Origin of the sequence: Photobacterium aquimaris (assembly GCF_002954455.1) — a bacterium.
Classification (GTDB): domain Bacteria; phylum Pseudomonadota; class Gammaproteobacteria; order Enterobacterales; family Vibrionaceae; genus Photobacterium; species Photobacterium aquimaris.
This window is the reverse complement of the sequence record NZ_MSCC01000002.1, coordinates 375,558-392,088: the sequence shown is the minus strand read 5'-3', so window position 1 is coordinate 392,088 and position 16,531 is coordinate 375,558. Positions and strand designations below refer to the sequence as shown.

Below are 16,531 nucleotides of genomic sequence, written 5' to 3'. Positions count from 1 at the left end.
TGTAATTGAAAATGCTATAGCGCCAATCTGCGTGATTAGATTTCAATAACAACGTACTTTTATTCTGACCGTTATCGCGTCAGTCATCACACTATTTCGATATTTACTGTAGCCAAGCAGGGATCTTATGCACCTGTATTTTATGGCTAACGTATTTTCGCTCAGGAAGAGATTAAACAATGAGTGATTGGACAATTAATAATGCCCGTGACGTTTATAATACACCTTATTGGGGCCAGGGTTATTTTGATATAGCGCAAGACGGCTCAGTTGTTGCCTGTCCAGATGTCAATAACCCAGCCAATGCTATCGGTTTATCACAACTTGCTGATGAATTAATCGCAGCAGGCGCATCGTTACCTGTTTTGGTGCGCTTTGCTGATATTCTTCACCATCGAGTGGATAGCTTATGCAGCGTTTTTAACCAAGCGATTGAAAATTACGGTTACCAAGGCGACTACCTTGCGGTATACCCAATTAAAGTTAACCAGCAACAAGAAGTAGTTAGTGAAATATTAGCCAGCCAATATGCTAAACAACAGCGTCAATTAGGCTTAGAAGCTGGCAGCAAGCCCGAACTTATGGCTGTGCTTGCTATGGCGCAAGAGGCTAGCTCTGTCATCGTCTGTAACGGCTACAAAGATCGTGAATATATTCGATTAGCGTTAATTGGCGAGAAACTCGGCCATGAAGTTTACATCGTCCTTGAGAAACTTTCTGAGCTAAAAATTATCTTACAAGAAGCGGCAGAGCTGGGCGTTACACCACGCTTAGGTCTACGTGCACGTTTAGCTTCTCAAGGTAAAGGTAAATGGCAAGCAAGTGGTGGCGAAAAGTCTAAATTTGGTTTATCTGCATCACAAGTATTAACCGTGGTTGAAGAATTACGCCAACGTGAAATGCTTGATTGCTTACAGCTATTACACTTTCATTTAGGCTCACAGATTGCCAATATTCGCGATGTGCGTAATGGCGTTGGTGAAGCCGGTCGTGTGTATGCTGAATTGAAGAAATTAGGTGCAGGAATCACCACTGTTGATGTTGGTGGTGGTTTAGCCGTTGATTACGAAGGGACGCGTAGCCAAAGCAGCTGTTCAATGAACTACAGCATCAATGAATACGCCAATAATGTGGTCTATGTTTTAGGTGATATTTGCCAACAATACGACATGCCAATGCCACGTATTATTTCAGAATCAGGTCGTAACTTAACCGCTCACCACGCGGTATTAATCACGGATGTGGTTGGCATTGAAAGCTATAAACCAGAATCTATTTCAGCGCCAGCTGCGGATGCACCCCATATTTTGCATAACATGTGGCGTTCTTGGAAAGAACTGACTGATAACGCTGATCACCGTTCATTGGTTGAGCTATACCATGATAACCAAAGTGATTTAGCTGAAGTTCATTCTTTATTTGCCGTTGGCATGATCAGCTTTATTGATAGAGCTTGGGCTGAACAAGTGAGTTTACGTTTATGTCACCAGCTTGAAAAAACATTATCAACTAAAAATCGTGCTCACCGTCCATTACTAGATGAGTTGCATGAACGTTTAGCGGATAAATTTTTTGTGAATTTTTCACTGTTTCAGTCATTGCCTGATGCATGGGGGATTGAACAAGTCTTTCCTATTTTGCCATTAAGCAACTTAGATAAAGTCCCTGAGCGTCGTGCGATTATTCTTGATATCACCTGCGACTCAGATGGTGCGATTGACCAATATGTTGAGAACCAAGGTATAGAGAGCACACTTCCGGTACCAACATGGAATGATGAACACCCCTACCGCATTGGTTTCTTTATGGTTGGTGCATACCAAGAAATTTTAGGTGATATGCATAATCTATTTGGCGATACCGATACTGCCGTCGTGCGCTGTACGACAGATGGTAGCTATCACATCGAAAAAATTGATCGTGGTGACAACGTCGGGGATGTACTGCGTTATGTACACTTAGATTCAAATGAATTCTTGCGCCAATATCAATTAATGGCACAGCAACACCTCGCTGAAGATGAGCGTGAGAGTATTCTCAAAGAACTGGCTGATGGACTTGAAGGATATACCTATCTAGAAGATGTTCGCGCAATTTAAGACTTAAAAATTAGTCATCCTATTTTGAACATTCTATTACTACAATGAAGCAGTGATAGGACTTTTAGTGGGCCTTTTGCCCTGTAATATTGTTGTTGGAGAAAACCATGGCAACACTAGCTAATTACCCAGATTATTCTTTATACGCCAACGCGTTTGGCTTTTTACGTCAACCGTTAAACTTCGCACCAATGGAGTCAGACGCTGATGTTATTATTACTGGAGTGCCATTTGATATGGCAACAACAGGCCGTTCTGGCAGTCGCATGGGGCCAGGAGCTATTCGTCAAATATCAACTAATCTTGCATGGGAAGGCAAACGCTGGCCATGGAATTTTAGCCTATTAAAATCAATTAAAATTGCCGATTGTGGTGATTTAGTATTTGATTGCGGCGATGCAGCTCAAATGTGCGAGCGCTTGGAAGCACATGCAACGGGCTTATTAGAGCAAGGGAAAACCCTGCTTACTTTTGGTGGTGATCACTTCGTCACGCTACCATTATTACGTGCTCATGCTAAACAATTTGGCAAAATGGCATTAATTCACTTTGATGCCCATACTGACACTTACGATCAAGGTAGTAAATTTGATCATGGCACCATGTTCTATCATGCGCCAAAGGAAGGTTTAATTGACCCTACTCACTCAGTACAAATTGGTATTCGTACTGAGCACAGCGACAAACTAGGGTTTAATGTTATCTCTGCCGATACTGCTAATGATTGGAGTGTGGCACAGATTGTTGAAAATATTAAAGCCATTGTTGGCGAGATGCCGGTTTACTTAACGTTTGATATTGATTGTTTAGATCCTGCCTATGCCCCAGGTACAGGTACGCCTGTTTGCGGTGGCATCACCTCAGATAAAGCACTGAAAATCATTCGTGGTTTGCAAGGAATTAATCTTATTGGAATGGATGTGGTTGAAGTTGCGCCAGCATACGATCACGCTGATATAACTGCGTTGGCGGCAGCGACCATTGCTACCGATTTATTACATCTTTGGGCAATTCAAAAACAATAACCAACTAATTTAAACCTATTTTGCGCTGTTTCTACGGCGCAAAATAATAATCGTTACTTATAATCACGTTACATCTACTATAAAAACCTGTCATCACTCCGTTATCCTACAACATTTTCATTAATCCTCTCACAAATAAACTACGAAGAATTAACAATGCAGTGGTAATATTTGATTATCTTATCGCTTTATTTTGTTATCAGTTTAGGCTCCAATTTCTTAAAATAATTATCTGAAATCAGAAAACCTACTGACCAACTCATTCTATTTTTACCTTGTTGTTGGACGTTAATATGAAAAAACGCCAGTATTACTACAAGTAACAACACTGGCGTTATTATTTTACATTTCAACTACAAAAATAAAATACTGCCCCAAGTGATAACAACCAAAGCCAACGCAACAAATACTGCTGCAGAACCAATATCTTTCGCTCGACCACTCAACTCATGATGTTCAGGTCCAATACGATCAACCACAGCTTCAATGGCTGAATTGATCAACTCGGCAATAACAACAATAAATAATGAGCTAATCATCATTAATCGTTCAACTTTTGTCACAGGCATAAAAAATGAAACGATCGTCATTATAACTAATAGAATACTTTCTTGACGAAAAGCAGCTTCATTTATCCACGCCGCTTTTAAGCCTTGTATAGAATATCCGGTTGCATTAATGATCCGTTTTAAGCCCGTTGCACCAGGTTTCATGGTTATCTCTCTGTTTTAGTATTAAAAATACTTAATGTGTTTGTGACTAATGATACATTTTGAACAATGAAATAAAAGTAAAAGAGGACAACAGCCCTCTTTTTAGTTTATTTCTCACTCAATATATTTATTGCTGACACTGGGAGAATATATCTAATTTAGGATCATAAACTTTGGTTTTAACATCCATCATACCTAATAACGTATGGAATAAATTATCTTGCGAATAGCCACCAGCAGCCGCTTCTCGTTGTAAACATTGACGGTTTATATGCTGGCTTTGTTGATAAGCCGGCGATAGCCATAATATTAGCGGCACTGTTGTTTGCTCTTTCGGCGCAATTGAATAAGGAAGCCCATGTAAATACACCCCATCTTCACCCAGTGATTCACCATGATCAGCCATGTAAATCATCGCTGTATTGGCGTTATGATCATCACTTTTCAACATATCAATCACACTACTTAAAATATGATCAGTATATAAAATAGTATTGTCATAAGTGTTAGTGACCTGCTCTCGGCTACACTCTTGTAAATTACTGGTATTACAGGTTGGTTTAAACACTTTAAATTTCGCTGGGTAACGATCGTTATATGTTGGGCCATGACTACCAATTATATGCAATACAATAAGCGTATCTTGTTTGGCATCATCAATTTGAGCTTGTAAGTTTTTAAGCAAAACTTCATCGTAACAGGTGCCATCGTGACAAAGCTTAGGATCACTATCAGCGTTAATCACTATATGCTTAACCCGATCACAAACCCCTTTACAACCGCTATCATTATCCTTCCAAGAAACATCAATACCTGCACGTTGTAAAATATCGACCGCAGTATCTTGGTGACGAGCATCTATCGCATTGTAATTTGTTTTAGTCATTACCGAGAACATACAAGGCAATGATACTGCCGTTGCGGTACCACATGATTTTACATTTAAAAAACTGATCACATTACGTTTTGCTAATTCCGGGTTGGTATCACGATCATAACCATTTAATGAATAGTTCATTGAACGTGATGCCTCACCTACAACCATTACCACAACATTATGCTTGCCTGACTGATGACTATCTTTGGCATCAACGCCTAACTGAGTAAATGGCATTTTCGCTTCAATTAATTGATACTTTGCATAGCGAAATGTTGCCGTAATATAATTAGTTGGGTTAATTAGTGCTTTAATTTCAGAGTGGTTGCGTACCAATGAGGCATAATCTTTATAATAACCCGCCGCAATCACCACAATCACTAAAACTGAAATTAAAATACTGATACAACGGGCAATGATCTCTTTTATTGCAGAGCGGTAAACAACCTTAATTCGCCATAATATCGCAATCGGAATAATTGCAATCGCCACAATCCACACCACACCGGCTATAGAGAAGTAACTTCCAGCTTCTGCTGGGTTAGTTTCAAACACATTCACAATCATCCCATAGTCAAAATAGACGCCGTAGCTATACATCGCATAGGTGACTAAACTTGAGATAAATATCAGAATCGCAACTAATGGCCGCTGTAGCCACGGCCATAGCAACAAATTAAAAATAATATTGAGTGCGGCGATAATAAATAAAGGGATAGTAGCAATAAAAACGCCGTTATTGGTGGCATTTTCAGCAAACAATTCACTTAGATGCTTCCACAAAGCGATGTTTTGAATTGCTGCAAAAAAAACAGCAACTAATAATATATAAGAAGTACTCGTTAAGCGGAATTTCATTACACCATATTCCTTCGCTAAAGATAAAGTAAACTTTAACCATCAATGACCTAGGGCTGATGATTATGCCTATGAACATATTCAATAGACATGGATCTAAATGAATTGCCCCATAAATAAAATGTAAACATAGATTGAAATAATGATAGCCACTTTTTTTATCTTTGCTGGAACTGTTACACTACAGGCAGTAAAGGAGATTACTGTGAATAAACATCAACCTATTGATAAACTTGCTTGGCTTCATATTGAACAACGAAAATTATTAGGCGCTCGCTCATATGGAAAAACCGCTTACTATATTCCAGGAGGAAAACGAGATACTGGTGAGACAGACACTCAGGCATTAGTACGTGAAATTAAAGAAGAGTTATCGGTAGTTCTTATTCCAACATCATTGTGCTATGCCGGTAGTTTTCAGGCGCAAGCTCACGGAAAAGAGACTGGCATAATGGTGAAAATGACCTGTTATTATGCTGAATATAAGGGTGATTTATTACCCGCATCTGAAATTGAAGAAATTCGATGGCTTACCAGTAACGATACCGACATTAGCTCAACCGTCACCTTAATGATTTTAGCCCAATTAAAAGCACAAGATTTAATAGACTAAAAAACGCCAATACAAATCTACACATTCAATAAGAACAAGTAGCTTTGCATTGGCGCAATGTTAAACGGATACAAGGGGAAAAGTATCCCTTAACAGCGTTATAAACTATAGACTCAATAATTTATTGCTTCAAAATTATTTTAGAAAGTCATTATAAAGCATGTATAAATGTGCTGAACTCCATGAGAAGTTATTCGCACCTTGTACGGCACCTGTTTCAGGGTTGTAATTCTCTTGAATTGGGCGATCAAGGGTTAAGCCTTCAGCATTTTTAAACAGCTTATTAACCATTTCGTTGGCTTGTTTAGTATAGCCATAATCAGCCATTCCTTTGACACCGAAGTAGAACTGATCAACCCATACACGACCACGCCAGTAAATATCTGCACCATAAGCTGGATTATCAGCTGCAGCCGTACCTAATGGTACTTTAGTATTAAATTTACTCGCGTCCATCATATTCTCAACCACAGCCGCTGCGGTAATACGATTAGCTGCACCATTAAACAGTGGCGACCACCCTTCAGCGCCCATACCACGTTCAACAATCGGATTACCAGCACAGCCATTATTTAATGAACGAGCTTGTTCTGCATCGATATTAATGTCGTAGTAGAAACCTGTTTCACGATCAAACATACACTGGTTGATATAATCTTTAGTGTCTGCTGCTTTAGCGGTAAACACAGCCGCTTCAGCATCATGACCTAATACCGTCGAAATTTGAGCTAAGTATTTATTATCGCTGTACCAGTATGACGCCTGATCAACCGACTCTTGCATCAGTGAGTAACCAATAACCTCGCCAGAAGCATCTTTGTTCTCACTAAATTTGACCTGCCAATCTTTTTTAGCTTTATTCAGTAAGTCATTATTAGCTGGGGTTTCATCGGTATATTTTACAACTGACTCGCCGTTACTGTTCTTGGTAATTGTTACTTCATTATCAAACTGATATTTTTCTTTAGCGTAGCGGCCAAGTTGATCAATTACTTTTGCTTGCTCGGTTGTAAGATCAGTTAAACCTTGTGCATCAGCAATGGTATCAATAAAGCCAAATACAGCCGCATCATCACGGCCAGATTCCCATGAAGCTGCAGTTTGTGCAGGACTACTGATATCAACATAATTACCAGATTCTAATAACGCATTGTATTTATCGATGCCATACTCAACACGCCAATCTTTGTCGTCTTCTAACTTATATTTGTAGATCAACTGACCATCTTTAGTATGTTCAGGATCAACAGCTGCGCCATACTCAGGAATACCATTTTGGTTAGTATCACGTGCTGTTAACCACCAATTATGATATTCCACCAGCAGAGGATACATTTCTTGTAACCAAGCTTGTGCTTCATCAGCGCGGTTATATTTATCTTTCAGTGTTGTGTAAACTTCCCATACCGCCCACGATGCCAATGATGGTTTAGTATTACGCTCATTCCATGTTTGAGCATCATTAAACTCTGTTAAAGCTAGTGCATCACCACGTTGCTTGGACATATTCATGCCAACCACATCAAGCAAATAGCCTTTATCATATGGACGTAACACATCATCAGCTTTAACTTGATGCTCAAACACAGTGCGAATGTTTGCCATTGCTAAATCAGGGTTAAAATGCGCCATCGCATACGCTTGTTTCCAGGTATCCCACGGCCATGTTAAGTTACCAGAGAACCAACGCGCAGTTACTGATGGTGTAACCGTATCATAACTCACCATACCAGCAGGACTACGCCAGTTACCCGTTAGTGTTTCCATCGCTTTAACGGCAACACGTTCTTGTTCTGGGGTTGCATTTTTATTAACAAGACCATTAGTTAGGTAATTTTCCCAACGAGTAGTACTTGCGTTGATGTAATGGATTGGGTTAGCCAAAATATCTTTAACAATCGACTGTTCTTTTTGCCATTCTGCTGCTGTTAGCGTATGACTAAATACGGTATAAATAGTTTTATTAGCAACAGCACCAATATTAGCAACTGACTGGTAGTCTAAACCATTAATATGGGTGTCTGTGGTGATACTACGCTGAATATTAAATGCCGAATCACCACGAGTACGTACCCACCATGAATCACGCTCTTTACCGAATTGAAGCTCAATATTACCGTTATTATCGGCCGTCATATCACGGGTTAAATTCGGCAGCTTTTCAGCAACGGTTTCAGGGGTTGCAACACCATCTTTCGCATAATAGCCGTCAACCAGTTTACCATTCCAAACTAGCTCTATATCAGCACCAGTATCATTGCTGATAGTGGTTTCAACGATCGAAGAGCGTGAAGAAACAAACTGTAACTTCATTTCAACTTTAATACCGTCAGCCGTCATGGTCTGAATAAGTGCACCAGGAATACTGTAAACCGTTGCTTTAAAGTTAACTGACAGGCCATCTTTTAAAATCGAAAGCTTATCAAAATACTCTGCAACCGAAGTGTTATATTCTTCAGCGATTGCCGTTACACCAAAGCCGCCCATATTTTCAGGGTGTTGCTGTAAATCAGGCAGCAAGTGACCATGCCATGCACCATCATCATGCAATGGTGTATAAGCCATATGGTTACCAGCACTGACTTCCGCTAAGTGCTTTGGGGTACCGGTGCGATCGAGAATATTTTGAAATTTCGCCGCAACTTGAGGCTTTTTCTTCTCTTCGGTTGTGGAGTTAGTGTTATCACTATTACAACCAGCGGTGAACATTAACGAGCCAATGGCTGCTGCTAATAAGGTTTTCTTTGCCAACGTCTGTTGCTTGATCATTATAAAATCCCCCGATATTTAATGATGTGCTGCATCTTATTATTTTTTGTACAGCTATTTTTAGTCAGAGTTCGAACTCGTACTCTAAGATTGCGGAGGATAATAATGGTAAAAAAGATAACTAAAATTGAAGTTAATCACGTTTGCTATTTTAGTAAAAATGCACTAAAAAAAAGCAGTTACATTTAGATACACTTTCAATGAAGAAATCCATCTTTATATGAAGGCATATCACACCACCAACACTAGCCCCTAAAGGTATATAACGATCGATTATTGATAATTTACTTAACTAAAATCGTCACAGCAGCTCAAGCTAAAAAAAAAGCTGTGATATTAATTCAAAAAAAAAGAGCATTCTGAAAAATAATGCGATCTTCTATCCAAAAAAGAGCGCTACTGGAAATAATCCCTATCTGTAACTTTTGTAACTCGCAAAAGAACAAAATGTAACACTTAATAGGCCTTACTTTTTCGCCAAAATGTGAACCTCATCACCGTCGTTTTTAAGCAGAAATTAAAAAAGCACCCTCAGGTGCTTTTTTGTAACGCTAATAAACAAATAGCAACTATTAATCCGCGTCTTTCACTAACGCAATAATCGTCCATCCAGCTTTAACGTCTATTTTTGATATCACAGTAAAGGGATGAATATTTTCTTTCAGATCAACTGTAAATAAAGGAATAACCAAGCCACTGTTATATTGTTGGTAATAATCATCAAGGGTAAAACTATCGCTAAGTTTGGTGTGCTTAATTTCTGCACCTTGATTCATCAAACTGGCTAATTTTTTATAGCTAATATCATCACCAAACAATACTGCGCTGCTATGGGCTTGAGTCGCTGAATGTTTTTCTAAACCGCTATTATGACGACGGCCATTTAAACGATAAATATTACGTTGTCCAAAATCGGTTTCATAATGACTTGCCGCAACCGCATTAAAATGTTTATCCGGCGTAAGTGCTAATAAATGACCTACCCCAATCAGATCTAAATATTCATCTGCGTGGCTAGAAACGGCATTACCATAATAAGTTTCTAACCCTGCCATGCGCGCCGCACGAATATAATCCCAGTTAGAATCACTCACGACGACGCGGCAATCGTATTTTTTTAGCGCTAAACCAATTTCTCGAGCAACATCATTGGCACCCACAACCAAGAATCCTTTCGGCGATGGTTCTGCAACACCAAGTAATCGCGCTATTGGGCGTGCAGTTAGACTTTGTAACACCACTGTACCGATAATCACCATAAATGTCAGCGGTACTAACAACTGAGCACCAGCGACACCGTCATCCATCAATTTTAAAGCAAATAATGCTGAAATAGCCGCAGCAACAATACCTCTCGGTGCTACCCATGCTAAAAACAATTTTTCTTTAAATGCCAATTGGCTAAACATGGTCGATATAAAAATAGATGCAGGTCTTGCCACTAACTGAATAACAACAAATAACGTAATTGCTCCCCAGCCTAATGCATGGAAATCAGCTAACTCAATACGGGAAGCTAAAATCAAAAATAATCCTGAAATTAACAAAATAGTCAGGTTTTCTTTAAAATGCAGAATATGGCGAATATCGACATCCTTAGCATTTGCAAGCCACATTCCCATTACCGTTACAGCGAGTAATCCGGCTTCTGATTCCAAGGCATTAGCGCCAGCAAATACACCAAGTACAACAGCGAGTACCGCAAAAGGTTGTAAATATTCAGGCAATAAATGGTTACGTAATACATATGCAATCAACCATCCAGCAATTGCACCAATCACTAAACCAACCAGCAGCATTAAGCCAAATACGGCCAAACTGTGCATTTTGCTGCTAGAAACAATAAATTCGTACACGATCACGACAAATATTGCCCCAATCGGATCAATTAATATTCCTTCCCAGCGTAAAATATTTGCCAATTTTGCTTGAGGTCTCACCGTGCGTAGCAATGGCACGATTACCGTAGGTCCGGTTACCACCGTCATCGAACCAAATAAGAATGCCAATGACCAACTAAAATCTAATAAATAGTGTGTCGCAACACTGGTGATGATCCATGTAATAATGGCACCTATGGTAACGATACTTTTAACGTTTTTGCGGACATTTTTTATTTCTGCAAAATTAAGCGTTAAGCTACCCTCAAATAAAATAACAGCTACTGCTAATGAAATCAGGGGAAATAGCAAATCACCAAAGAGGATATTAGGGTTAAATATGCCAGCAACAGGGCCAATAACTAGACCTGCGATAAGTAATAATAAAATTGCTGGTAATTTCATACGCCATGCAAGCCATTGACACCCAAGCCCCAAGACTCCGAGGCCTGCAATTGTCAATCCAATCATTTCTTGATGCATAAATGAATACTCTTTTTAAAATTCAATATAAATAGCAACATGGTCTAATAACCTTAAATCATTCGCTTAATATTGCTAATTTATATACTAAACAATCGTGTTTACCACTATATAATTACAATTAAACAACAATAACATCACACCACTATCTATTGGCTGATAGCCATATAAAAATGGATTAAATGCTGCACTATGTTTTAGGTTATAAAAAAGCCGATGGTCGCTCTATTGAACAAGCATACCATCGGCTTAATAAGCTTAGATTGAGGTGCTAAAAATCAATTAGCGCAGTTGGCGCGAACGGAAATTACGTCCTTTAATACGACCTTTTTCTAATTTTTGTAATGCTTCACGCGCCACTTCACGTTTAACCGCAACATAAGCACAATGATCAAACACATTAATTTTACCAACGTCAGCACCAGCAATACCTTTATCACCGGTTAAAGCACCTAAAATATCACCAGGGCGTACTTTTTGCTTTTTACCGCCATCGATCATCAGAGTGATCATTGCAGGGCGGAACGTTGGTTGATCTAATAAGTTGCCAGCAGGTAATGCTTCGCCGTTAATATCACGATCAAGGTAATCTTCAAGTAACTTAACTTTATAATGTTCTTTATCACTAAATAATGAACAAGCAATACCTTTACTACCCGCACGGCCTGTACGACCAATACGGTGAACGTGCACTTCAGTATCTCGTGCCAGATGATAGTTAATCACCATATCTAGGTTATCGATATCCAAACCACGCGCTGCAACATCTGTCGCGACTAAGATTGATTTACTCTTATTAGAGAACAATACCAAAGTACGATCACGCTCACGCTGCTCTAAATCGCCATGCAGCGCAATAGAACTAAAGCCAAAGTCTTCTAAATCATCAGACATTTCTTGTGCTTCACGCTTGGTATTACAGAAAATCACACAAGATTCTGGACGGTGTTGATTAAGTAACAAACGCACTGCATCTAAACGGTCTTCATTACCATTAACCTTGTAAAAGTGCTGTGAGATACTGCTATCATCATGGCTTGATTCTACTTTTACTTGGACTGGATTTTTCATGATCCGCTTGGCAATTGATGCAATTTGATCAGGATAAGTCGCACTAAATAGCAAGGTTTGACGATCGCTTGGTGCGACATCAATAATTGCATCTAATGAATCTTGAAAGCCCATCTCTAGCATGCGATCAGCTTCATCAAGTACTAATGTATTTAGCTCATCAAGACGTAAAAAGCCTTTGTGAATATGTTCTTCAATACGACCAGGAGTACCCACAATAATATGCGCACCGTGCTCTAATGAACCAATTTGAGGTCCAAATGGCATACCACCACATAACGTTAGTACTTTAATATTATGAATAGCACGTGCTAAGCGACGAATTTCTTTAGCTACTTGATCGGCTAATTCGCGCGTTGGGCACAATACTAATGTCTGCACACGAAAACGTTTAACATTAAGGTTATTAAGTAATCCTAAGCCAAACGCTGCGGTTTTACCTGATCCCGTTTTACCTTGAGCAATAACATCCTTGCCGTCAATAATAAGCGGAAGGCTTTGAGCTTGAATAGGTGTCATTGCTTCATAACCCAGTGAGTCTAGGTTACTCAATAGATCAGAGTGAAGATTTAGGGTAGAAAATGCCGTCTGACTCAAAATGATGTCCTGTAAACGTCAACATACCAGTTTTACCGTTAAATATAGGTATCGATATGTTGTTTAATATAAGGTTGCACGCGGTAACACATGCATAAGGGCTGCGACACTAACAGCTAATGACTACGCTGACAATGCAATAAATCAACTCACCTATTTTAGCAAATTAAATATATTTTTGAAAACCGTGTACGACCACACGATAATGACAAAATAGCACCCACTACTCGACCAATCTGGTCGAGTATTATTATTTCCATCATTTAGATTGCTTATTACCCTAATAAGTAACGGAAATATCGTCAAGCAGTATGTTACCTATATCCTGTATAAATTTGTGCGCCTTAAGTATTAACCGATTTAGTGCAAGTTAAGTTCGCTTTGGCGGCAATTGCACAACCTTGGCTGCTGTGCAATCATGGTATTACGATTTAAAAACCTGTTGCTCACTAGCAGTTATCATTAACGATATTATTGCGAAGCCAAACAACAATGATCCCTTTTATATCAGGAAGTAATATTAATGAGTCAACCAGATAACGACCTCATCAAAGCAAGTGAAAGTGACTCAAAAAATGAATTTAAAACACCACAATTTCAAATAACGCGAGTACTTAGTATTACATTCAATGTGATATTAATTTTAGCGCAAATAAAATTATTAAAAACTCACGATATAGATATAAAAACCTATGGTGTCTTCATTTTTTGTAATATCAGTATCTTAGTCAATCTTTTTGCACCAAAGCTAACTAAACTAACCGTGAAGCAAGTCTCGAAATATAGCACTATGACTATGCTTGTGAGTGTGTTTTTATTTATTAGCCAAATATTTGCATAATCGGCCTAAAAACCGCCTTAATCCTTTAAACATTAAGTGAGTAAGGCGGTTTTTGTATGTATTTTATTTCTTCGCTACCACTCACCAACAAGCAATCGACTTTTGACACCATTAACTTGTAATCCCATCGCTTCAAACACATCATCAAAATTATGGCATCCTAACGGTAAATGAGGCAGTGATAATACCGCTTCATCAAAAAAGCGTTTTTGCTCTTGTTCGGTTTGCCATGCCAGTTGCCACCAATTGACAATACGTACTCTCGAATCAATTAAGCGACGTCGAGTCGGTACTCGTGCACGTTTTTGGTTATTCTCGATTTTGCTAGCTGGTAACAAATTCCATTTATCATTATTCGGCCAATAGGCAAATGGTAGGCAATGATCCACTTGATAATCAACTTGTAAGCGTTTGCCACTCCACACACTTTCCAACTCAATACCGTCTTGCTGTAAAGCAGTAATTTTATGGCGAACACCACGGGTATCATGGCTTTCATCTATCCATTTTAAACAATCGTAATAGGTTTGTAGCGCAATGCCCCGCTGTTCATTTAACTTATAACGCCGCATTTCTGTTATCCATTGGTTAACCACTAATGGCTCTATCCAGCTGCTATATAAACGCAAACATTCCCATAAGCTTTCATCGAGCACAAAATGGCCAAATTCAGCTAACGATCCAAGTTCAAGCACAAAGGTATCTTTTGTTGGTACTCTTTCTCGTTCCATCTGAAATAGCGTATTCTTTTTAGTCCCTTGATAAATAAAAGTAACAGGACCATCTTGAATAGTTTTTAGAGTATCTCGAATTGCCGTTTGAAGTGCTTTGGCTTCATCACCAACAAACAATGCTCCTATTGATAAATCATCAGCACTAAGATGTGTAAGTTTGTTCCAGCCTTGTGGTTTCACAAAACCTAACCCTTTTTTACTGTCGCTAGTTTGTTGAATACCAACACCATCGATATCAATATCAATTAGACGTTTAAATTGCCGTATCCAATAGAGAGCGACTAATCCTAGTGGCAAGCGGACTTTATTATCTTCACGGCTACGAACTGCACCTGGGTGTGCATCTGCAATGTGCAAAAGAGTCCGTAATAGCGCCAATTTATAGGTGGCTGATTTAGCGTCATTAACAATAATTTGCCTAACTTTAATTAAATCGCCACTACCATCATCAGGAAGTTGCATCACAACGGTTTGCCATTGCACGCTGTTACGACCTAATTCATCGGTATCAAGTGCAGAAATTAAGTTAACTTGCAGGGCATGTTGCTGTGCTAACAGTTCAAGCTCTTCAATACTGACATCATAGGCTTTTCTAGCATCACTAAAATCACCATAACGCAGCGAGATCACGAGCTTTCCACTTGGTGAAAGTAGATTCGATAGTTTACGAAAAGCGCGTTTACGGACTGCTGGCGAAAGGTGCATCCAAACAGCAGATAACAAAATACAATCAAAGCGAATCCCAAGCTCAATAATGCTGTTTAGCTCTGGTAGTTGATCATCTAGCCAAGTGATCTTATCAACATACTGTTGAGTATATTTTTTACCTTGTTCACGCAGATCATCAGCAGGCTCAATCGCATAAACATCACAATGATGCTTTGCAAGCCACAGTGCATCACGGCCAGCCCCTGCGCCGATATCAAGTACTTTTAAGGCATGTTTCGATGAACTCGCAGGCCAATGTGCTTGCCAATTTTGATGCACTTGTTCAAAAGTAAGTGACAGATATTGCTCACTCAGGAACTGGGCATTTTGATGATAAAAATCAATGGTTTTTGACATGATGATCAATCGAGAAACAGAATAGATTGATATTACTGCAACTGATTGAAATACTCGATAGGAAATAAAGTAAGTAACTAAAAAATAGGAAGAGCAAACTCTTCCTAAGGATTAATAGGCTTTAATATCAAACTTTAACAACATACGAGGTAATACATCGTCTAAATTCTGAACATCATTATCATTAAGTTCAATTAGATTGAAGCCATATTTCGCATACAGATCTTGTTTGATTTTCTTACGGTTAGCATATTTAGGATCATCTTCTAATCCCCAAAATTCAATATATACTTTTCCCGTTGGCAGATAAAAATCACAATATAAATCTTCTTCAATGGGTAGTTTTCGCTCATAAGCATGAACAATCCCAGCCATGTAAAGCCAATTATCAATTAACATTTCGGCTTTAGAACGAACATAATGACCATCAGCTGAGCGATGCTTAGCCTCAAATTTTTGTCTAAAGTTTGATACTGAGTTATCGGTACTTTTAACTTCAGCATTAATGCCAGTAATTTCATTAACCGAATGTTTTAAACTACTGTTCGTTAGCACTGTTTCATCCCATACCACATAGGGAACACCAGTGCGTGAATCTTCTTTTTGAATACCACCTAATCGAGAACCTGATTGACTGACTTTCCAACCTTTCACTGCTTTGTTTATCCAGCCAAGTTCGTCCAGTATTTGGTTTATCTTTTGTGATGTTAAATTAAAATGCGCACTTATTTGAGTTGCTGATAGCTTTTTACCATCAAATGATGGTGCTGTGATAATTTCTAATTCTTTAGGCCATACAATATACTGTCCAAACTGAGAGGATTGTTTATACTCACCTTGCGCAGCTTTACCAATATCGGTTAACAGCCATTCTTTATTATCACGAGTTATATAACCTGCTTCAGC

The 16,531-nt window shown here is 38.9% G+C and carries 11 protein-coding genes; 4 read left to right on the top strand and 7 right to left on the bottom strand.

All coding sequences use genetic code 11. The features are described 5' to 3' along the window. Nucleotides 1-179 precede the first annotated feature (179 nt). Together speA and speB are read left to right on the top strand one after the other, a co-directional pair. Entirely contained in the window at nucleotides 180-2,099 is a 1,920-nt protein-coding gene (speA, locus tag BTN98_RS12685; RefSeq protein ID WP_060997266.1) for a biosynthetic arginine decarboxylase, read from the top strand. Between the two features lie 107 nt (nucleotides 2,100-2,206). Further along, on the top strand, nucleotides 2,207-3,124 hold the full coding sequence (gene speB / locus BTN98_RS12680) for an agmatinase (protein ID WP_060997267.1): 918 nt from the start codon (nucleotides 2,207-2,209) through the stop codon (nucleotides 3,122-3,124). A gap of 353 nt (nucleotides 3,125-3,477) precedes the next feature. Here speB and BTN98_RS12675 read toward each other — a convergent pair whose 3' ends face one another. Both BTN98_RS12675 and eptA read right to left on the bottom strand, forming a co-directional pair. Next, complete coding sequence (locus BTN98_RS12675) at nucleotides 3,478-3,837, bottom strand: diacylglycerol kinase (RefSeq protein ID WP_060997268.1); 360 nt, start codon at nucleotides 3,835-3,837, stop codon at nucleotides 3,478-3,480. Between the two features lie 127 nt (nucleotides 3,838-3,964). Next, the gene (gene eptA, locus BTN98_RS12670) at nucleotides 3,965-5,572 is read right to left on the bottom strand and encodes a phosphoethanolamine transferase EptA (RefSeq protein ID WP_060997269.1); all 1,608 of its coding nucleotides are present in this window, start codon (nucleotides 5,570-5,572) and stop codon (nucleotides 3,965-3,967) included. 205 nt (nucleotides 5,573-5,777) lie between these two features. On the opposite strand from eptA, the gene BTN98_RS12665 reads away from it, so the two are divergent. Next, nucleotides 5,778-6,185 carry an NUDIX hydrolase gene (locus tag BTN98_RS12665; protein WP_060997270.1) on the top strand — a complete coding sequence of 136 codons (408 nt, stop codon included), beginning with the start codon at nucleotides 5,778-5,780 and terminating at the stop codon, nucleotides 6,183-6,185. A gap of 135 nt (nucleotides 6,186-6,320) precedes the next feature. Here the strand turns inward: BTN98_RS12665 and ygjK are convergent, their stop codons facing one another. The 3 genes from ygjK to dbpA form a co-directional block, all read right to left on the bottom strand. Then, entirely contained in the window at nucleotides 6,321-8,954 is a 2,634-nt protein-coding gene (ygjK, locus tag BTN98_RS12660) for an alpha-glucosidase (RefSeq protein WP_060997271.1), read from the bottom strand. A 572-nt stretch (nucleotides 8,955-9,526) separates the two neighbouring features. Next, nucleotides 9,527-11,317, bottom strand: coding sequence for a cation:proton antiporter (locus tag BTN98_RS12655; protein ID WP_060997272.1), 1,791 nt, complete (start codon nucleotides 11,315-11,317; stop codon nucleotides 9,527-9,529). A 282-nt stretch (nucleotides 11,318-11,599) separates the two neighbouring features. After that, on the bottom strand, nucleotides 11,600-12,985 hold the full coding sequence (gene dbpA / locus BTN98_RS12650; protein WP_060997273.1) for an ATP-dependent RNA helicase DbpA: 1,386 nt from the start codon (nucleotides 12,983-12,985) through the stop codon (nucleotides 11,600-11,602). Between the two features lie 523 nt (nucleotides 12,986-13,508). Between dbpA and BTN98_RS12645 the strand changes: the two genes are divergently transcribed. Continuing rightward, a complete protein-coding gene (locus tag BTN98_RS12645) occupies nucleotides 13,509-13,826 on the top strand; it encodes a hypothetical protein (RefSeq protein ID WP_060997274.1) in 318 nt (105 codons plus the stop codon). A gap of 74 nt (nucleotides 13,827-13,900) precedes the next feature. Here the strand turns inward: BTN98_RS12645 and BTN98_RS12640 are convergent, their stop codons facing one another. Then, nucleotides 13,901-15,625: a class I SAM-dependent methyltransferase gene (locus BTN98_RS12640; RefSeq protein WP_060997275.1), complete on the bottom strand. Its 1,725-nt coding sequence runs from the start codon at nucleotides 15,623-15,625 to the stop codon at nucleotides 13,901-13,903. 111 nt (nucleotides 15,626-15,736) lie between these two features. Then, nucleotides 15,737-16,531: glycerol kinase (locus BTN98_RS12635; protein WP_205853514.1), on the bottom strand; the 795-nt coding region annotated here is incomplete at its 5' end.

Coding starts and splice junctions, on each gene's coding strand:
- BTN98_RS12655 (WP_060997272.1), bottom strand. CDS start 11,317: ATGCATCAAGAAATGATTGGATTGACAATTGCAGGCCTCGGAGTCTTG.
- BTN98_RS12675 (WP_060997268.1), bottom strand. CDS start 3,837: ATGAAACCTGGTGCAACGGGCTTAAAACGGATCATTAATGCAACCGGA.
- speA (WP_060997266.1), top strand. CDS start 180: ATGAGTGATTGGACAATTAATAATGCCCGTGACGTTTATAATACACCT.
- BTN98_RS12645 (WP_060997274.1), top strand. CDS start 13,509: ATGAGTCAACCAGATAACGACCTCATCAAAGCAAGTGAAAGTGACTCA.
- speB (WP_060997267.1), top strand. CDS start 2,207: ATGGCAACACTAGCTAATTACCCAGATTATTCTTTATACGCCAACGCG.
- ygjK (WP_060997271.1), bottom strand. CDS start 8,954: ATGATCAAGCAACAGACGTTGGCAAAGAAAACCTTATTAGCAGCAGCC.
- eptA (WP_060997269.1), bottom strand. CDS start 5,572: ATGAAATTCCGCTTAACGAGTACTTCTTATATATTATTAGTTGCTGTT.
- BTN98_RS12640 (WP_060997275.1), bottom strand. CDS start 15,625: ATGTCAAAAACCATTGATTTTTATCATCAAAATGCCCAGTTCCTGAGT.